The sequence below is a fragment of the Caulobacter sp. genome, from assembly GCF_017744445.1.
Lineage (GTDB): Bacteria > Pseudomonadota > Alphaproteobacteria > Caulobacterales > Caulobacteraceae > Caulobacter.
Genome location: NZ_JAGIBH010000001.1, coordinates 275,134 through 294,332 on the forward strand (window position 1 = coordinate 275,134; position 19,199 = coordinate 294,332).

Genomic DNA, 19,199 nt, shown 5'->3' on the forward strand with positions numbered 1-19,199 from the left:
CCCTCGTCATCCCGGACGGCCCGAAGGGCCGATCCGGGACCCAGGGGCCAAGCGCAATGCGGAGGCCCCTGGGTCCCGGCTCTCCGCTGCGCTGCGGCCGGGATGACGAGAATTGTGGGAGTAGCGAGGGCTGTGGTCGGCGAAATACAGTTGATTCAACAGCTCTTTGGCGCAGGCCTTCGGGGCTGGGCTGCGTCTAATCTTTCACAAAACCAACCCCGCAAAGGTTCGCGCACGGATCATGACAAAACCATGACGCTCTGGCGTCTGGGTGTCTCCAGAACCCTTTGAAAGCTTTCACAAAATGTAAATTTGTCTACATGCGCCCCGGCTAGGTCTCGCCCCCATCTCAAGGGGATAAAAATGAAGACCTCTCTCACGCTGCGCACCTTCCTGTTCGCCGGCGCCGCCCTGCTGGCCGCCCCGGTCGCCGCCCTGGCCGCCGAGACCGCTCCGGCTGAAGTCGCCGCCGCCGCCGATCCCGCCGACGACAACACCGCCCTCAGCGACGTCCTGGTCACCGCTACCCGCCGCGAGACCAAGCTGCAGGAAACCCCGATCGCCATCTCGCTGATGGACAACAAGGCGCTGGAAGCGCGCCGGGTGCAGAGCCTGATGGACCTGAACGACGGCGCCATTCCAGGCCTGCGCGTCGCCACCTTCGAAGCCCGCCAGTCGGCCCTGACCATCGGCATTCGCGGCATCGTCCCGCTGGACGCCAACCAGCCCGCCCGCGAGCAGGGCGTCGGCGTCTATATCGACGGCGTCTATCTGGGCCGCCAGCACGGCCTGGGCGCGGCGCTGCTGGACATCGAGCGCATCGAGGTCTTGAAAGGCCCGCAAGGCACGCTGTTTGGCCGCAACACCGAAGGCGGCGCCCTGAACATGGTCACCCGCCAGGCGACCGGCGAGTTCGACCTGCGCCTGAAGGCCGGCGTGGGCAACTACGGCTCCCACGCCGCCGAGATGCACCTGAACCTGCCGGCCGTCGGCGACTTCGCGTTCAAGATCGACGCCGCCGTCCAGCGCCAGGACGCCACCACCAAGAACCCGCTGCCGGGCGCGATCGGCTGGAACGCCTTTGACCGCCGCGGCCTGCGCGCCCAGGTCCGCTGGCGTCCGACCCAGAACTTCACCGCCGACCTGATCGGCGACATCGGCCAGGACAAGAACACGCCGTTCTACAGCCAGCTGCTGGGCTACAACCCGCTGGGTCTGACCGTCGGTCCGGCGACCGGCACGCTGCCCTCGGGCCAGATCCGTCCGCTGCCGTCGATCGTCATCGCCAGCGACAAGCGCATGAAGATGGCCGACATCGGCGTGCCGCAGCAGTGGAGCGTCGACGACACCAACGGCGTCTCGCTGAACCTGAAGTGGGTCGCCAACGACAAGCTGGAACTGCGCTCGATCACCGCCTATCGCGAGGTCGACGTCGACCAGTGGGACAATGCCGGCGGCGCCCACCGCATCCCGGCCTATTCGCCCAACACCAACTTCAGCCGCTACAGCCTGGCGGGCCTGTGGCAGCACCAGTTCAGCCAGGAGTTCCAGGCGGTCGGCTCGCTGGATCGCCTCGACTACGTCGCGGGCCTCTACTACTTCACCGAAGACGCCAGCGACGATGCCGCCACCCCCAGCACCAACCGCTGGAACGCCGACGGCACGGGCTACACCATCCTGGATCCGGCCCCGACCATCCGCGGCACGCGCTCGATCGACCGCGCCTCGCGCGCCACGGCCGAGAGCTACGCCGTCTACGGCCAGGCGACCTACACGCCGGCCCTGCTGGACGACAAGCTGCACCTGACGGTCGGCGGCCGCTTCACCTGGGACGACAAGAGCGGTGAGCTCTACATCGTCAACAACGTCCGCACGAACCTGACCTTCGCCCAGAAGAACGACCGCTTCGACCCGATGGTCACCCTGGCCTATGACGCCAGCGAGAACGTCCACGTCTACGCCAAGTACTCGACCGGCTATCGCGCCGGCGGCGCCAGCTCGCGCTCGCTGACCTACCGCGCCTTCGGTCCGGAAGAGGTCAAGGCCTACGAGATCGGCGCCAAGACCGACCTGTTCGATCGCCGCGTGCGCCTGAACCTGGCCGCCTACGCCATGGACCGCCAGGGCAGCCAGATCGACTTCAGCCTGGTGACGGTGACGGGCTCGTCGACCCGGAACACGCTGGAGACCATCAACGCCCCGGGCACGACCAAAATCCGTGGCATCGAGGCCGAAGGCCAGTGGCGCGTGACGGAAGGCCTGACCCTGTCGGCGGCCTATGCCTATACCGACACCGAGGTGCCCCCGACCCGCAACCCCTTCAACGGTCAGCTGCAGCCGGTGTTCATCGTCTTCACGCCGAAGAATGCCGGCAGCGTCTCGGCCGACTACGAGGCGCCGCTGTGGGGTGCGACCTTCCAGGCCCACGTCGACGCCAACTATTCGGACGCCACCCAGACCTTCGACCAGACCGACGTGAAGGCCGACAAGTCCTTCATCATGAACGCCCGCGTCGGCCTGGCCGATATGCAGCTGAAGGAAGGCGGCCCGCGCATGGCGCTGTCGCTGTGGTCGCGCAACCTGCTGGACGCCGACTTCGTCTACCGCCGCGACCCGGCCAACCGCGCCACCTTGGGTGACTACGGCAACCTCAACGCCCCGCGCACCTACGGCGTCGAGCTGTCGGTTCGCTACTAGTGAAGATGGCGCCCTCGGCTTTGGCGGAGGGCGCCGACTGGCCTACAGGTAATCCAGCATGCTAGGCGGCCCGGCCAGCGAACCATCCGCGTTGAACATCTGGGCCAGCTTGTCGCGTGAGGTCTGCAGCTCGACCATCTTGCCGTAGACCGCCGGGGTCCAGCCGGAGGCCTGGCGCTCCTCGGTGGTCATACCGGCATAGCGGGTGATCATGGCCTTGCCGAAGTCGCCCTCGGCCTCGCCGGTGGACTGGTAGCTGGCCTTGATGGCGTCGCTGTCGCGCTGGCGGATCTCGGTCTTGGCCTGGGCGATCTCGTGGCTCGAGAACTGCTCGTCCTTGTTCAGGGCGATGGCCGACAGCGAGCGGTCGTCGAAGCGGCGGAAGTCGATCTCGCCGCTGCTGGAGTCCTTGGCCGCCTCGGGGGCGAAGGCCAGCTCGTACTGCTTGTCCAGCGCGGTGCGGACGTCGCCGGCGACCTTGCCGAAGTCGCGGGTCTTGGCCCCGGCCACGGCGCTGCCGGTGTCCTTCATATAGGCGGCGACGCTGTCGTTCTCGATACCGGCGGGGGCCAGGCCCGGACGGGCGATGGCCTGCTTGCGGCCTTCGACCAGGGCGGCGCGCTCGGTGGTCCAGGCGGTCGAGGCCTTCTCCTCGGGGCCGGCGGCGTCCAGCTGGTCGAGGGCGGTCTGGTACAGGCTGGCATAGTCACCGGTCAGTCGCGCCTGGGCGGCGGGGCCGGCCAGGGCGGTGTCGTGCTGACCCTTCAAAGCCAGGGCCGCGACGACCTGCTGGTCCAGCGGAAACTGGCCGCCCTGGTTGCTGGCCACGGCGTAGAGCGTACGCCGATCCATGGCGGTCAGATCGATGGCCGGATTGCCGTCCTTGAGCGCGCTGGAGGTCTTGGCGGCCTTCAACTGGGCGGTGATCTGGGCGCGGGCGTCGGCGACGACGGCGTCAGTCGTCCGGGAGTCGGTCTGCGCCTTCAGCGCCGCCTGGGCGGCCGCCGACAGGGTGACATTGACCGCCGGGGTGTTGATCGTCGGGCTCTGGTCGCGCGTCTGGCCATAGCCGGTCGACTGGTTGGCGCGCTGCGTCGCCGTCTGCCCGGCGGTCAGGCCAGGCGCGTAGGTCGGCGAATACGGGTTGATCGTCGTCATAGCGCGGACGGAACTCGAAGCGAATCAGACGCTTGACGATACCAGCCGCCCCTGGGGCAGGGCCACCCTATGGTTAATAGGTCGCAACCTTTGGCGCGAACCTAGTTCAACACGCCCGTCAGCAGGGGCTTGGCGAACAGCTCGGCGGCCTCGTCACGCTCCAGGCCGGGCACCCACGCACCCAGCGAGGCGGCGGCGTTCAGCATCGAGTTGATCATGTGGGCGGCGATGGCGGGATCGATCGGGCGGATCGAGCCGTCGGCGATGCCGTCCGAGATGATCGAGCCAAACCGCTGCCAGCCACGCGCGTAGCCGTCGGCCATGTCGTGGCGCAGGGTGTCGGGCAGGGCGCCCATCGACGAGGCCCGCAGCAGCGGCCCGTGCTCGGACAGCTGGTAGCTGGCCAGGCCGGCGGCGGTCGAGGTCAGTTGGGTCCAGCTGTCGGCGTCGAGCGCCTTGGCGTCCAGCTGCGAGCGGCGGGTGACCGTGAAGGTGCGCTCGAAGCACTCCGACACCAGGGCGTCCTTGTCCTCGTGATGGTGATAGAACGAGCCCTTGGTCACGTTCAGCGCCGCCGAGATGTCCTCGACCGAGGCGCCGCGATAGCCGCGCTGGTTGATCAGGCGGGTGGCGGCGACCAGGAAGGTCTCGCGCCACTCCAGGCCCTCGGGCGACAGCGGCGTCGGGTCGGGCAGGGCTTGCGGCGCCCATGGGCGGCCGCCGGCGGGCAGGCCGTTCAGCAGGATGTCGCCCAGGCGGTCGCGCACGCGGCCATAGTCCTCGACATCGTAGCGGCGCAGCCAGGTGCCCGACCAGAACACCTGCTCCATCAGGAGATGGGCGCGGGCGTTGCGCTGGCGCTTGTCCAGGTGGGCCAGGCTCGGGTCGTCGAAGAAGCTGCGCACCCGGCGGAAAAGGTCGTTGAAGGCGCTGACGACGGACCCGCGCAGGGGCTCCTTCAGCGCCTTGATCTCGGCGAAGCTGGTCAGGGGCGTGGCCTCGCCCAGGCGAACCCGGCGGTTGAGGTCCAGATACAGGTCCAGGAACTTCAGGATCCGCGCGGCCGGGGTCGTCTCGGCGGCGGCCTCGCCGACCATGGCCTCGAAACGCTCCAGCCCCCGCATGAAGCAGGCGGCGGCCAGGTCGTCCTTCTTGCGGTAGTAGTAGGTGACGCTGGTGGTGTTCAGGCCGACCTTGGCCGCGACGTCGGCGAGCGTCATGCCACGCACGCCCTGGCGATTGAGGATCGCCGTGGCGGCCGCCAGGATCGTCTCCTTCTTGCGGGCGTAGCGCGCTGTCGCAGCCCCCGCGATCCGACCGTCATCCATCGTAACCAACCCCAAGAAACCCGTCCTTCGCCGGTTGCGCCAGTCGTTGGACGATCGGGTCCAATTTAGGCGCGGGCAGGGCCGTCTTAAAGGGCGGCTCCGTCCGTCTCGGGACAATAGGCGCCCCCTACAGCCGGGGTTTGTCAGGAATGTTGCAGCCCAACCCATTTTCTGAGCGGCGGGCGATGTCGGAAAACCTTGTTTCGACCTCCGCGCGAACTGTGCCTAGATGGGCCCATCGGGGCGGGCGCTGGATTCCTCATCAAGGGAGCGTTCGCGAAAATGTCGGTAGTTGAAGGCGGATCGGCGGGGACCGGTCTGGTCGCGAGGGTCAAGGCCATCCTCATCTCTCCCGCCACGGAGTGGGAGCGGATTGAGCGGGAGCCCGCCAGCATCGGCGGCCTGTTTACGGGATATGTCTGCATCCTGGCGGCTATTCCGGCCGTGGCGGGGCTGATCGGCGGACAGGTGTTCGGCATCGGCGTGCCCGGTCTGTCGTTCAAGCCGGGTTTGGGCGCGGCGATCTCGCTGGCGGTGGTCGGCTATGTCGGCTCGCTGATCATGACGGCGGTGCTGGGCCTGGTCATCGACGGCCTGGCGCCCAGCTTCGGGGCCGAGAAGAACCGCGTGCAGGCCTTCAAGGTCGCGGCCTATTCGGGCACCGCCGGCTGGGTGGCGGGCGTGTTCCAGATCCTGCCGATGCTGGGCATCGTGGCGCTGCTGGGCAGCCTGTACGGCTGCTACCTGCTGTATCTGGGCCTGCCGCGGGTAATGAAGGCTCCGCCTGAGAAGGCCACCGGCTATGCCGTCGTCACGATCATCGTGGCCATCGTGGTCGCCTTCGTCATCGGCGTGATCACCACCGCGATCAGCGGCGCGGCCGGCTTGTCGGGGCTCAGCGCCATGAGCCATGCCGACAAGGTGTCGGGCACGGTCGAGATCAACGGGAACAAGGTCGATCTGGGCCGCATGGAGGCCGTCGCCAAGCGCGCCGAAGAGCTGTCGAAGAACCCCGGCAAGGCCGCCTCGCCCGAGGCGCTGAAGGCCCTGCTGCCCGCGAGCGCCGCCGGCTTCACCCGCGCCAGCGTCGAGACCACCTCGAGCGGCACGGATCAGGCGCAGATCGTGGTGGCGACCGGCCAGTACGAGAAGGAGAACGGCGGCTCGTTCCGCCTGACCATCACCGACCTCGGTCCCGTGGCGGGCCTTACGGCGCTGGCCGCCGGCATGGGCGGTCACGCCACCCGTGAGACGGCCGACGAGTACGAGAAGACCGCCACGGTCGATGGCCGCCTGACCACCGAGCAGTGGAATCGCCAGAGCAACTCCGGAAAATACTCGGTGGTGGTCGGCGATCGTTTCGCGATCGAGGCCGATGGTTCTGCGGGCAGCGTGGATGAGCTGAAGCAGGCGGTTCGTGCGGTCGACGCGGGCCGGCTGGAGGTGATGGCGAAGTAAATTCCACCTTCAGAACAAAAAAGCTCGTCATCCCGGCCGTAGCGCAGCGGAGAGCCGGGACCCAGGGCAACCGCACTACGCCGGCCCCTGGGTCCCGGGTCGGCTTTGCCGCCCGGGATGACGAGCTTGGTTTGAGTTTGAAGTTCTACGACGCTTTCCGCGTCCCCGACCGTTCCGCTGTCAGGGCCCGGGCGATGGCCTGGGTCAGGGCGGCGGGGGAGAGGGGCTTGGCGATGGCGCCGTCCATGCCGGCGGCCAGGTAGGCGGCCTGCTGGTGGGCCATGGCGTTGGCGGTCATGGCCAGGATCGGAACCTGGCCGGCCAGGCCCTTGAAGGCGCGGATGCGGTGGGTGGCCTCGACGCCGTCCATGCCGGGCATCTGGATGTCCATCAGGATCAGATCAAAGCCCCCGCGCGCGGCGGCGGCCACGCCCTGGACGCCGTCCTCGGCCGTGTCGATGCGCGCGCCCAGGGCTTCGAGCATCCGGCCGGCGATCAGGCGGTTGGTGGCGTTGTCCTCGACCAGCAGCACACGCAGGCCGGCGAACAGCTGGGCGTCGGGCTCGTCGGCTTCACTGGTCGGCGCCGCGCAGGCTTCGGCCTCGACCTCCAGCCAGAAGGTCGAACCCTTACCCAGTTCGCTGGAGAAGCCGACCTGGCCGCCCATCATCTCGGCCAGGCGACGGCAGATGGCCAAGCCCAGGCCCGAGCCGCCGAAGCGTCGCGTGGTCGAGCCGTCGCCCTGGCTGAAGCGCTCGAACAGCTGCTTGCCGGCCTCCTCGTCGATGCCGACGCCGGTGTCCTGGATCTCGAACCGCAGCCGGGCGCGGTCATCCTCTCGGCTCCCGGAGAGCCGCGCGACAACGCCGCCCTCCAGGGTGAACTTCACGGCGTTGCCCAAGAGGTTGAACAAGGCTTGGCGCAGCCGCAGCGGGTCGGTGGCCACCCAGCCCAGATCGCTAGGCGCCTCCACTCGCAGATACAGGCCCTTGGCCTCGGCCTGCGGTCGCAGCATGTCGGCCACCCCGGCCAGCAGGTCGGCGGGCTCGACCGGTTCGGTGGCCAGCTCCAGCTTGCCGGCCTCGATCTTCGAGAAGTCGATGATGTCGTTCAGCAGCTCCGACAGCATCTCGCCGCAGCCCAGGGCCTCGTTCAGCAGACGGCGGCCGTCGTCGGTCAGGCTTTCGTTCTTCAACAGGTGCAGCACGCCCAGCACCCCGTTCATCGGCGTGCGGATTTCGTGGCTCATGTTTGCCAGGAACTGGCTCTTGGCCTCGGCCGCGCCCAGGGCGGCGTCGCGGGCCTCGACCAGCTCGGTGACGTTCTGGCTGATGCCGATCACGTCCCAGGCGTCGGGACTGGAGCCGCGCACTCCGCGCCAGGCGCAGTGCATGTGGGTCCATTCGTTGTTGGCCGGATCCAGGTAGCGATAGTCGATCTCGACATGCTCACCACGCCGCAAGGCGCGGGAGAAGGCTTCCCAGACGCGCTCGCGGTCGTTGGGGTGGATCGACATCGTCATCTCGCCGACGGTCATGGTCCGCACCCCGCCCTGGGGCGAGCTGGGCGTGGGGATGTCCTGATCGAAGACGTAGACGCCCTTGCGCGGATTGAAGCGCCAGACATAGACGCCGGCGGCGGTGCGCAGCAGTTCGTTGGACCGCTCGCCCTGCTGGCGGGCGATCTCGCGGGCGCGGTCCTCGCTGAAGTCCTGGAAGACGATCAGCAGCCCGCCGCCCTCCAGCATCTTGGACTGCGAGCGCACCCACAGCCAGCCGCCGCCCTTGCGGGCCAGGCGGTGCTCGGACCGGGCGTGGCCGACCGTGCGCAGGGCGTCGGCGATCGCATAGATCACCTCGGTGTCGTGCAGATGGAAGAAGTCGCGGATCGGGCGGCCCAGGGTGTCCTCGGGCGTCCAGCCGGTCAGGCCGGTCCAGGCTGGATTGACGCGAATGATCGCGTCGTCCTGAAGGACGACGAACATGTCGAGGCTGCTCTGGAAGAACCAGTCGGCGGCCGCGGCTTCGATTCTGGAGGCAGCCTCGGTATCCAAGTGCTTGCCCATCCCGTTTCCCTCGTTTTCAATCGGTATCGCAGGATCGGGTAAAGTTTACGTTGCGGCATAACGTCCGAACGCGAGTCCTGATCCAGGCCAACGAAAGTCGTCACCAAGGGGAGAGCAGGACGTTGAGCACGCCGGAAGCCGTTGGACTGTCGTCCGACCGACTTAACCGCATCGAGACCTTCCTCAAGGGAAAGTATATCGACACAGGTAAACTGCCCTGCGCACTGACCCAGGTCTGGCGACGCGGTCAGTTGGCCTACACGTCCGTGCTGGGCAGCGCCGATGTCGAGCGCGGCAAGCCGCTGAAGGCCGACGGCCTGTTCCGGATCTATTCGATGACCAAGCCGGTCACCAGCATCGCCTTCATGATGCTGGTCGAGGAGGGGCTGGTGTCGCTGGACGATCCGGTGCACCGCTTCATCCCGGCCTGGCGCGATCAGGGCGTATTCGTCGCCGGCGTGCAGGGCGCGTTCCAGACGAAACGCACGGCCGAGCCGATGCGGATGCTGGACCTGCTGCGCCACACCTCGGGCCTGACGTACGGCTTCCAGCAGCGCACCAATGTCGACGCGGCCTACCGCAAGCTGAAGCTGGACGGCATCGACAGCGAGGGCGGACTGCAAGGCTATGTCGACGCCCTGGGGACCGTGCCGCTGGAGTTCTCGCCGGGCGAGGCCTGGAACTATTCGGTCTCCACCGACGTGCTGGGCTATCTGGTCGAGACGATCTCGGGCATGCCGTTCGACGTCTTCCTGAAGACCCGCATCTTCGATCCGCTGAAGATGGTCGACACCGGCTTCTTCGTTCCGGAGAGCCAGCGCGGCCGCTTCACGGCCTGCTACGCCCTGACGCCGTCGGGCAAGGTGGTGTTGCAGGACGACCCCGAAAAGAGCCGCTTCCTCAGCGATCCGATGGTCAAGTCGGGTGGCGGCGGCCTGGTTTCGACCGCCGACGACTACATGCGCTTCTGCCGCATGCTGCTGAACGGCGGCCAGCTGGACGGCGTGCGCCTGCTCAGTCCCAAGACCATCAAGCTGATGACCATGAACCATCTGCCCGGCGGCAAGGAGCTGGTGCACTTGTCCAAGTCGCTGTTCAGCGAGGCGGTGTTCGAGGGGCTGGGCTTCGGGCTTGGCTTCGCCGTGACCATCGATCAGGCGCGGACCAAGAACCTGGGCTCGCTGGGCGAATATTTCTGGGGCGGGATGGCCTCGACGGCGTTCTGGATCGATCCGGTCGAGGACCTGGCGGTGGTGTTCATGACCCAGCTGATGCCGTCGACCTCGTACCCGATCCGTCGCGAGCTGCGGACGCTGGTCTATTCGGCGTTCACGGAAAGCGCGGCCTAAGGCGCAAAGAAACGGCGCGGGATGCCCTCCCGCGCCGAGTTGCGCTTTACCAAAGTCCGACGCATTGCGAGCAATACGTCACGCTCGCGGAATCCACCGACTTCGAAACGTCAGGACGCGTGCAAGTCGCGTCCCAAGCCCATGACTTCCCGCGAACGCCCTCCCCAGCACGGATCATTCTCTCTGGAATTCAGGCAAATGCGGCGTCCGGCCGTGCGGGGCGTCGCATCCGCGTCCACGGATGACCTCGGCTGAAACTCTGATTTCGAATTTGTAGTATGCGTTTGAAGTCGTCAACACGACTTGCCCGCGAAACAGGCGCCGACACGGAAGTCTGGACATCTTCGCCTGGGCGTGCAGGCTGGCTTCAAACAATCGTTCAAACGAAAAGCAGGGGTCGAAACGCCATGGCCGCGATCAACGCCGTCACCGATCTTTCCGTCGAAGGCGACATCGGCGTCGTCACGCTGAACTCGCCGCCGGTCAACGCGCTGTCGGCGGCCGTGCGCGAGGGACTGAAGGGCGCATTCGACGCGGCCATCGCCGATCCGGCCGTCCAGGCCATCGTGTTGATCTGCGAGGGCAAGACCTTCATCGCCGGCGCCGACATCACCGAGTTCGGCAAGGCCATGACCGGCCCGTCCCTGCAGGACGTCCAGAACGTCATCGAGAATTCGCCGAAACCGGTCGTCGCGGCGATCCACGGCACCGTGCTGGGCGGCGGCCTGGAGGTGGCGCTGGTGGCGCATTACCGCGTCGCCGTGCCCTCGGCCAAGGCGGGCCTGCCGGAAGTGAACATCGGCCTCTTGCCCGGCGCTGGCGGCACCCAGCGCCTGCCGCGCATCGTCGGCGTCGAGAAGGCGCTGGAGATGGTGACCAGCGGCCAGCATGTGCCGGCCAAGGCGGCTCTGGCCATGGGCCTCTTCGACTCGCTGGTCGAGGAAGGCGCGCTGCGCGACGGGGCCATCGCCTTCGCCCGCGTGGTGCTGGCCGAGGGCCGTCCGCTGAACAAGGTCCGCGAGCTGAACGACAAGGTCGAGGCCGCCCGTGGTCATCCCGAGATCTTCGAGAATTTCCGCAGGGCCAACGCCAAGAAGTTCCGCGGCTTCATGGCCCCGGAGAACAACATCAAGTGCATCGAGGCGGCGGTGAACCTGCCCTTCGACGAGGGCCTGAAGGAAGAACGGCGCCTGTTCATGGAGCTAATGACTGGCACGCAGTCGGCCGCCCAGCGCTATGTGTTCTTCGCCGAACGCCAGGCCGCCAAGATCCCGGACGTGCCGGACGACACACCGCTGATCCCGGTCAAGAAGGTCGGCGTCATCGGCGCCGGCACCATGGGCGGCGGCATCTCGATGAACTTCCTCAACGCCGGCATCCCGGTGACGATCATTGAGGCTAAGCAAGAGAACCTGGAGCGCGGCGTCGGCATCATCCGCAAGAACTACGAGAACACCGCCAAGAAGGGCCGCCTGACCCAGGACGACGTCGAAAAGCGCATGGGCCTGCTGACGCCGTCGATGAACCTGGAAGACCTGGCCGACTGCGACCTGATCATCGAGGCGGTGTTCGAGCTGATGGAGATCAAGAAGGAGGTCTTCGGCAAGCTGGATCAGATCGCCAAGCCTGGCGCGATCCTGGCGTCGAACACCTCGTACCTGGACATCGATGTGATCGCCGCCTCGACCAGCCGGCCCGAGAGCGTGATCGGCCTGCACTTCTTCTCGCCGGCCAATGTCATGCGCCTCTTGGAAATCGTGCGCGGGACCAAGACCGACAAGTCGGTGATCGCCACCTCGATGCAGATCGGCAAGAAGATCGGCAAGGTCGCGGTGCTGGTCGGCAACTGCCACGGCTTCGTCGGCAACCGCATGCTGGCCCAGCGCCAGCGCGAGGCCCAGAAGCTGATCCTGGAAGGCGCCATGCCTTGGGACGTCGACCGGGTGCTGTACGACTTCGGCCTGCCGATGGGCCCGTTCGCCATGAGCGATCTGGCCGGCCTCGACATCGGCTGGGACCCGGCCAAGACCTCGTCCTCGAGCGTGCGCGAAGTCCTCTGCGAGATGGACCGCCGCGGTCAGAAGAACGGCAAGGGCTTCTACGACTACGACGAAAGCCGCAACGCCAAGCCCAGCGCCGAGGTCGAGCAGGTGATCCGCGACTTCGCCGAGAAGCGCCAGATCCAGCGCCGCGAGATCAGCGACCAGGAGATCCTGGAGCGCTGCCTCTATCCGATGGTCAACGAGGGCGCGAAGATCCTGGAAGAGGGCAAGGCTATCCGGGCTTCGGACATCGATATCGTGTGGATCAACGGCTACGGCTGGCCGGTCTATCGCGGCGGCCCGATGTTCTGGGGCGAGCTGGTCGGCCTGGACAAGATCCTGGCCAAGATGCGCGAGTTCCACGAGACCCTGGGGGAGGATTTCAAGCCTTCGGCGCTGCTGGAGCGGCTGGTGGCCGAGGGCAAGGGGTTCAAGGACGCGTAGAACTTCCTCTCCCCCTTGATGGGGGAGGGGGGCCCTCCAATCCGCTCATCCCCGCGAAAGCGGGGACCCAAGCTGAAGCTCAGTTTGAGGCGCGGCCGAAGATCAATCCGCCGACTCGGCTTGGGTCCCCGCTTTCGCGGGGATGAGCGGAGTTTGGGGATCAGTTTACGTAGGGAAAGCCCATGACCACCATCGCCGCCATGCTCGCCGCCGACTACGGGACCATGGGCGACATCCTGCGGATCCGCGCCCAGGAAGGCCCCAACCATCCGGCCGTGATCATGGAGACAGGAGAGCAGGTCAGCTACGCCGAGTTCGACGCCCTGGTCGACCGCGTCGCCGCCGCCTTGCAGCGTGACGGCGTCCAGCCCGGCGAGGCGATCGCCGTCTGCGCCCTGTCGTCGATCCCGTATGCGGCGCTGTTCCTGGGCGGCCTCCGGGCCGGCGTGGCCGTCGCCCCGATCGCCCCGTCGTCGACGCCGGAGTCGATCGCGGTGATGGTCGCCGACTGCGGGGCCAGGCTGTTCTTCCTCGACGCCGGGGTGGAGGAGGCGCAGAAGCCCGCGCCGATCCCGGTCCAGCACGTCCGCCTCGACACCGAAGACTTCGACGCCTGGCTGGCCCCGCTGGACGCGCGCCCGACGCCGGTGACCATCGCCCCCGAAGCCCCCTTCAACATCATCTATTCCAGCGGCACGACCGGCACGCCCAAGGGCATCGTCCAGTCGCACGGCATGCGCTGGAAGCACGTCTTCCGGGGCGACGCGGTCGGCTACGGGCCCAACGCCGTCAGCGTGCTGTCGACCCCGCTCTATTCCAACACCACGCTGGTCTGCTTCTTCCCCACGCTCGCCGGCGGCGGCACGGTCGTGCTGATGAAGAAGTTCGACGCCGGCAAGTATCTGGCGCTGGCCCAGCAGCACCGCATGACCCACACCATGCTGGTGCCGGTGCAGTACCGCCGCCTGATGGAGCGCCCCGACTTCGGCGATTACGACCTGTCCTCGACGCACCTGAAGTTCTGCACCAGCGCCCCGTTCGCGCCGGAACTGAAGGCCCAGGTGCTGCAGCGCTGGCCCGGCGGCCTGGTCGAGTATTTCGGCATGACCGAGGGCGGCGGCACCTGCATCCTCATTGCCCACGAGCATCCCGACAAGCTGCACACGGTCGGCCAGCCCGCGCCGGGCCACGACATCCGCCTGATCGACGAGGACGGCGTCCAGGTCGGCCCTGGCGTGGTCGGCGAGATCGTCGGTCGCTCGGCCGCGACCATGAACGGCTACCACGGCCGCCCGGACAAGACCGCCGAGGCGATCTGGACCTCGCCCGAAGGCTGGACCTTCATTCGAACGGGGGATGTCGGCCGCTTCGACGACGAGGGTTTCCTCACCCTGATGGATCGCAAGAAGGACATGATCATCAGCGGCGGCTTCAACATCTATCCGTCCGATCTGGAGGCGGTGCTGGTCCAGCATCCGGCGGTGGTCGAGGCAGCGGTGGTGGGCGTGCCCTCGGCCGAGTGGGGCGAGACGCCGGTGGCCTTCGTGGCGATTCGAGGTGCGGCGGATTCGACCGAGATCAAGGCGTTCGTGAACGGCCAGGTCGGCAAGACCCAGCGGCTGGCGGACGTCCGTGTCGTCGAAAGCCTGCCAAGAAGCCATATCGGCAAGGTTCTGAAGCGCGAACTGCGGGACTCATGGCAAGTTTCGCCTAGTCACTGAACTTTTTTGCCGCGACCGCGCGCCACATTAGGCCGGGCGGAATCGATGAATACGGTTGCTTAACCATATGGTGCGGCCATTGCGGTCGCCCGGTTCGTCGTGGATTGCGTCTGAAATGCTCCCGAAGCCCGTCGCCGCTCAGCTCAACGCCCTTCAGCAGAAGGCGTTTGTCCGCGCTTCCGGTGCGCCGATCGATTTCGACGCCGTCGCCGCCGCCCTGGGTGTCGCGGGCCACAGCTCCGACCTCGACCAGCGCCTGGCCGCCCGCTTCGCTCGTCCCGTGGCGCTTCGTTCCTTCGCCGACCGTGTCGAAGCCACCGCCGCCGCGCTGAAGGCGCTGGGCGTGCGGGAAGGCGGCGTCTGTGTCGTCTCGGCCCTGGCCGATCCCGAAACCCTGGCCGGCGTTGCGGCGGCGGGCCTCAAGGCCTGGCTGGTCGATGTCGACCCGTTCAGCGCCATGTTCGACACCGCCCACCTGCGCGCGCGCCTGCCCGACGCGCCCGGTCCGCTGGAAGCCATCGTGCCCGCCGCCGCCCATGGCCGCGCGCCCGACATGCGCGCCTGGGCCGCCTTCCGCGCCGAGACCGGCCTGCCAATCCTGGTCGACACCGCCGGCGCCTTCGACGTGGTGATGGAAGCGCCGGTTCCCGTGCTGGTCGGCTTGCCGAGCGGCGAGGGCGTGTTCATCGCCTGCGAGGACGCCACGATCGTCAACGACATCGAGGCGGAAGCTTTCTCCGGCGACGACGGCCTGGCCGCCTGGCCGGGCCTGCGCCAGCGCCTGTGCGGCACCGCCCAGCAACTACGCGTCCTGCTGCTGGACAGCGGCGTCGGTTTCCAGCCGGGCTGGGGCATGAGCTGGATCTCGCAGACCTGCGCCCTGTCCCTCCCCACCGACGACGCCGGCGCCGTGGCCTGGAAGCTCCAGGCCGCCGGCATCCAGGCCAGCTGCTCGGTCCGCGATCGCGCCCTCGCCACCGACGACACCCCGATCGCCGACCACCTGGCGGCCTCGACCGTGGTCATCACGCTCGATCCCAACCTCGACATCGAGGGCCTGGACCGCCTGTGCGACGCCCTGCGCGACGCGGTGGCCTAGAGCCGCATGATGGCCTAGTCATTCGCCGGAGATTCCGAGGATGACGATGGCCGACCAAGAACCACTCTCCCTCGACTGGGGCTTCGAGCTGCCGGACGAGGTGTTCGCGCTGTCCGAGGAAGAGCAGGCCGAGCAGGTCCGCTACAATGACGACCTGTGCCAGTGGGGCGATCGTTTCTTCATCCGCTGCATCCTGCCGGTGCCGCTAAAGGGCCAGGACGACTATTTCGGTTGGGGCGCCTGGGCCGAGGTCGAGGCCGAGGTCTTCGAGCGCTACCTCGAACTCTACGAAGAAGACGGCCGCGAGGAGCCGCCCCATCCGGCCAAACTGGCCAACCGCCTGGCGCCCTATCCCGGCACCACCCTGGGCACCCGCGTCCTGATCCAGTTCCAGACCCCGGACGAGCGCCCGACCCTGGCCCTGCTGGAAACAGATAAGAGCCGCCTAGCCCAGGAACAACGCGACGGCATCGACGCCGCCCGGCATCGAGAGGTGCTGGAGGTGCTCCCTCTCTCTTAGAGAGAGGGTTGGGGTGAGAGGTTACGAGGTTCGACGGCGTGCCGGCACTTTGGTTGACGCCGTAACCTCTCACCCTCCCACGCTTCGCGCGGGCCCCTCCCTCTCTCTATGAGGGAGGGGAATTCACAGCCACCCGGCCTTCTTGAACCGCCGGTACAGCAGGCCGCAGATCACCACGATCCCGGCGATGACGGCGGGATAGCCGTAGGTCCACTTCAGCTCGGGCATGTGCTCGAAGTTCATGCCGTAGATGCCGGCCACGGCCGTCGGCACGGCCAGGATGGCGGCCCAGGCGGCCAGCTGGCGGGTGATGACGCCCTGGCGCTGTTGCTCCAGCAGGCTGCTGATCTCGAAGACCGAGGTCAGCACTTCGCGCAGGCCGTCGACCAGGATCTCGGTGCGCTGGATGTGGTCGCGCACGTCGCGGAAATAGGCGCGGACGTCGTTGTCGATGCAGGGCAGCTCGTGGTGCTCCAGCGCGCTGACCACCTGGGTCATCGGCCCCAGCAGCTTCTTGAACTTCATCAGCGCCCGGCGAAGATTGAAGATCCGGGCGATCTCGGCGCGGGTCAGGAAAGCGTCCAGGGTCCGGCGCTCGAAGAGCTGAAGCTCTTCCTCGATGGTGTCGACGATCGGCATGTAGCCGTCGACGATGAAGTCCAGCACCGCGTGCAGCACATAGTCCACGCCCTTGGCCAGCAGGCCGGGCGAGGCCTCCAGCTGGGCGCGCAGCTCGGTGTGGGCGCGGGCCGAGCCGTGGCGCACGGTGATCAGGTGCCGACGGCCGACGAAGAAGTCGGTCTCGCCGTACTGGATGTGGTCGTTGTCGAAATGCGCGGTCTTGGCGACGACGAACAGGTGCTCGCCATAGACGTCGACCTTGGGCGTCTGGCGGGCGTTCAGCGCGTCCTCGACCGCCAGCGGGTGCAGGTGGAAGGCCTGCTGCAGCACGCGCAGCTCGGCCTCGCTGGGCTCGACCAGGCCGATCCAGACGAACTCGCCCTCGCGCGGGGCCAGGCTGTCTGGATCATCCAGGCTAAGCGCGCGGACGGCCTTGCCGTCGACATAGGCGCTGGCGGCGACGACCGTCACTAGTGCGCGGCCGCGTAGGCCTCGACCTGGGCGACCCGATCGGCCTTCTCGGCCTCGGTCAGGAACGAGCCGGTGAAGCTGTTCTTGGCCAGGGTGACGATCTCTTCGCGGGTCAGGCCGACGGCGCCGGCGGTGGCCAGGTAGTTTTCCAGCAGGTAGCCGCCGAAATAGGCTGGGTCGTCGGAGTTCACGGTCGCCTTCAGACCCAGCTGCAACATCTTCTTCAGCGGATGGACGTCCAGGCTGGGCACGCCGCACAGCTTCAGGTTCGACAGCGGGCAGACGGTCAGAGTGGTGCCGTCCTTCACGAGGCGCTGCGTCAGGGCCTCGTCCTCCAGGGCGCGGTTGCCGTGGTCGATGCGGTCGACCTTCACTAGGTCGATGGCTTCCCAGACATAGGCCGGCGGGCCTTCCTCGCCGGCATGGGCCACGACCTTGAGGCCCAGATCGCGCGAAGCCTGCATGACACGGGCGAACTTGGCCGGCGGGTGGCCGACTTCCGAGCTGTCCAGGCCGACGCCGGCCAGGTCCGACAGCCAGGGCTTGGCCTGTTCCAGCGTCTCGAAGGCGCTCTCCTCCGACAGGTGGCGCAGGAAGCAGAGGATCAGCTTGGAGGTGACGCCCAGGGTCTCCTCGGCTTCCTTCATGCCGGCCAGCAGGCCCTTCATGACGACGTCGAAGGCGATGCCGCGATCGGTATGGGTCTGGGGGTCGAAGAAGATCTCGGCATGCGTGCCGCCGTCCTCGGCCAGGCGCTTGAAATAGGCCAGGGCCAGGTCCTTGAAGTCCGCTTCGGTGATCAGCACGCCCGCGCCCTGGTAATAGATGTCCAGGAAGTCCTGCAGGTTCGAGAAATCGTAGGCGGCGCGGATCTCGTCGACCGAGGCGAAGGGCAGGGTGATCCCGTTGCGCTGGGCCAGCTCGAACATCAGCTCGGGCTCGAGGCTGCCCTCGATATGCATGTGCAGCTCGGCCTTCGGAAGGCCGCGGACGAATTGGGCGAAGCTGGTGTCGGTCATGGCGTTTTATGCGCGCGGGGGCGGCCGTTGATCAACCGGGGATCGGCCGAAAGCTCTGGTCATGCCGCGTGGCGCCGGTTAAGCCCGCAGCAGTTCCAGCGTGCTCGGGGACCTTGCCCATGACCCTTTCCCAGAAGCTTCTGCCCGGCGTGCCGCTGGTGGAGTCGATGCTGTTTTCGGCCTCGCTGGACCAGATGGGCCTGTCCAACAGCGAGCGCGACGTCGCCATCCAGCTGAACGAGAAGGGCTTCGCGGTCTTCGACTTCCCGGACGAGGACCTCGCCGCGCGCATCGAGCGCATCAAGACGGATCTCACCCCGCAATACGATTTCGACCGCTGGCGCGCCGAGGGTTGGACCGCCAACGACGGCCTGCGGGTGCAGGACGCCTGGCGCACGAACGAAGACGTCCGCGCCATCGCCGCCAATGAGGCGGTGCTGGAGCTGCTGTCCAAGCTGTATGGCCGCCGCGCCTTTCCGTTCCAGACCCTGAACTTCCCGGTCGGGACGCAGCAGCACGTCCATTCGGACTCGATCCACTTCTCCAGCGTGCCCGAGCGCTTCATGTGCGGCGTGTGGCTGGCCCTGGAGGACATCCACGAGGACGCCGGCCCGCTCGTTTATTATCCCGGCTCGCACAAGTGGCCGATCCTCTACAACGACGCGATCGGCAAGGTGGCGGGCACGGAGACGGCCGAGTTCGCCCAACCGCCGTTCGAGGAAGCCTGGCGGGCGCTGATCGACGCGACGGGCACGAAGCCGGAGTACTTCCGGCCGAAGAAGGGCCAGGCCCTGATCTGGGCGGCCAACCTGCTGCACGGCGGCAGCCGCCAGAACGACCCGGCCCGCACCCGCTGGTCGCAGGTCACCCACTACTATTTCGACGACTGCGCCTACTACACGCCGGCCTTCTCGGACCCGCTGGCCGGCAATCTCGATTTGCGCGACATCGTCGACGTCACCACGGGCAAGCTGGCGCCGAACACATATGTCGACCGCCCGATCGCGGAGGTCCCCAAGCGCGGCGCGATTACCCCGGCGCCGGTGACGGCGGATCGCTGGTCGAGCCTGTTCCCGGCCAAGGCGCCGAAGGACTTCGATCCGCAGCGCTATCTGGACCTGAACCCCGACGTCGCCGCCTCCGGCATCGACCCGCGCAAGCACTACGTCCGCCACGGGGCCAGGGAGCAGCGGCGTTACAAGTAGCT

The 19,199-nt window shown here is 67.3% G+C and carries 13 protein-coding genes and 2 pseudogenes; 10 read left to right on the forward strand and 5 right to left on the reverse strand.

The features are described from left to right. Positions 1 to 6: 6 nt before the first annotated feature. Together J7528_RS01425 and J7528_RS01430 are read left to right on the forward strand one after the other, a co-directional pair. Positions 7 to 84 (forward strand): annotated as a pseudogene (locus J7528_RS01425) (hypothetical protein); the annotation flags it as partial. A 279-nt stretch (positions 85 to 363) separates the two neighbouring features. Further along, entirely contained in the window at positions 364 to 2,697 is a 2,334-nt protein-coding gene (locus J7528_RS01430) for a TonB-dependent receptor (protein ID WP_291870601.1), read from the forward strand. Positions 2,698 to 2,739: 42 nt separating this feature from the next. Here the strand turns inward: J7528_RS01430 and J7528_RS01435 are convergent, their stop codons facing one another. Beyond that, positions 2,740 to 3,855 carry a hypothetical protein gene (locus J7528_RS01435; RefSeq protein ID WP_291870603.1) on the reverse strand — a complete coding sequence of 372 codons (1,116 nt, stop codon included), beginning with the start codon at positions 3,853 to 3,855 and terminating at the stop codon, positions 2,740 to 2,742. Positions 3,856 to 3,956: 101 nt separating this feature from the next. Beyond that, positions 3,957 to 5,192, reverse strand: coding sequence for a TetR/AcrR family transcriptional regulator (locus J7528_RS01440; protein ID WP_291871296.1), 1,236 nt, complete (start codon positions 5,190 to 5,192; stop codon positions 3,957 to 3,959). Between the two features lie 273 nt (positions 5,193 to 5,465). Here J7528_RS01440 and J7528_RS01445 point away from each other — a divergent pair, with 273 nt between their 5' ends. Both J7528_RS01445 and J7528_RS01450 read left to right on the forward strand, forming a co-directional pair. Further along, a complete protein-coding gene (locus J7528_RS01445) occupies positions 5,466 to 6,641 on the forward strand; it encodes a Yip1 family protein (protein WP_291870604.1) in 1,176 nt (391 codons plus the stop codon). A 16-nt stretch (positions 6,642 to 6,657) separates the two neighbouring features. Next, positions 6,658 to 6,778, forward strand: a pseudogene (locus J7528_RS01450) (hypothetical protein); the annotation flags it as partial. Between the two features lie 8 nt (positions 6,779 to 6,786). Here J7528_RS01450 and J7528_RS01455 read toward each other — a convergent pair. Next, the gene (locus tag J7528_RS01455) at positions 6,787 to 8,706 is read right to left on the reverse strand and encodes an ATP-binding protein (RefSeq protein WP_291870605.1); all 1,920 of its coding nucleotides are present in this window, start codon (positions 8,704 to 8,706) and stop codon (positions 6,787 to 6,789) included. A 122-nt stretch (positions 8,707 to 8,828) separates the two neighbouring features. Here J7528_RS01455 and J7528_RS01460 point away from each other — a divergent pair, with 122 nt between their 5' ends. The 5 genes from J7528_RS01460 (at position 8,829) to J7528_RS01480 (ending at position 15,881) form a co-directional block, all read left to right on the forward strand. Then, positions 8,829 to 10,055: a serine hydrolase domain-containing protein gene (locus tag J7528_RS01460; RefSeq protein WP_291870607.1), complete on the forward strand. Its 1,227-nt coding sequence runs from the start codon at positions 8,829 to 8,831 to the stop codon at positions 10,053 to 10,055. Between the two features lie 407 nt (positions 10,056 to 10,462). Further along, positions 10,463 to 12,541, forward strand: a complete 2,079-nt coding sequence (locus J7528_RS01465) for a 3-hydroxyacyl-CoA dehydrogenase NAD-binding domain-containing protein (protein ID WP_291870609.1) — start codon at positions 10,463 to 10,465, stop codon at positions 12,539 to 12,541. A gap of 182 nt (positions 12,542 to 12,723) precedes the next feature. Then, the gene (locus J7528_RS01470; RefSeq protein WP_291870611.1) at positions 12,724 to 14,262 is read left to right on the forward strand and encodes a class I adenylate-forming enzyme family protein; all 1,539 of its coding nucleotides are present in this window, start codon (positions 12,724 to 12,726) and stop codon (positions 14,260 to 14,262) included. A 115-nt stretch (positions 14,263 to 14,377) separates the two neighbouring features. Continuing rightward, positions 14,378 to 15,361 (forward strand): DegT/DnrJ/EryC1/StrS family aminotransferase, encoded by a 984-nt coding sequence (locus J7528_RS01475; protein ID WP_291870613.1) that lies wholly within the window; start codon positions 14,378 to 14,380, stop codon positions 15,359 to 15,361. Positions 15,362 to 15,407: 46 nt separating this feature from the next. Beyond that, positions 15,408 to 15,881: a DUF2199 domain-containing protein gene (locus J7528_RS01480; protein ID WP_291870615.1), complete on the forward strand. Its 474-nt coding sequence runs from the start codon at positions 15,408 to 15,410 to the stop codon at positions 15,879 to 15,881. Positions 15,882 to 16,004: 123 nt separating this feature from the next. Here J7528_RS01480 and corA read toward each other — a convergent pair whose 3' ends face one another. Beyond that, entirely contained in the window at positions 16,005 to 16,973 is a 969-nt protein-coding gene (gene corA / locus J7528_RS01485; RefSeq protein WP_291870617.1) for a magnesium/cobalt transporter CorA, read from the reverse strand. Next, positions 16,973 to 17,992, reverse strand: coding sequence for an adenosine deaminase (locus J7528_RS01490; RefSeq protein WP_291870619.1), 1,020 nt, complete (start codon positions 17,990 to 17,992; stop codon positions 16,973 to 16,975). Before J7528_RS01490 ends, corA begins: the two co-directional genes overlap by 1 nt. Before the next feature lie 119 nt (positions 17,993 to 18,111). Here J7528_RS01490 and J7528_RS01495 point away from each other — a divergent pair, with 119 nt between their 5' ends. Beyond that, a complete protein-coding gene (locus J7528_RS01495) occupies positions 18,112 to 19,197 on the forward strand; it encodes a phytanoyl-CoA dioxygenase family protein (RefSeq protein ID WP_291870621.1) in 1,086 nt (361 codons plus the stop codon). Positions 19,198 to 19,199: the final 2 nt, after the last annotated feature.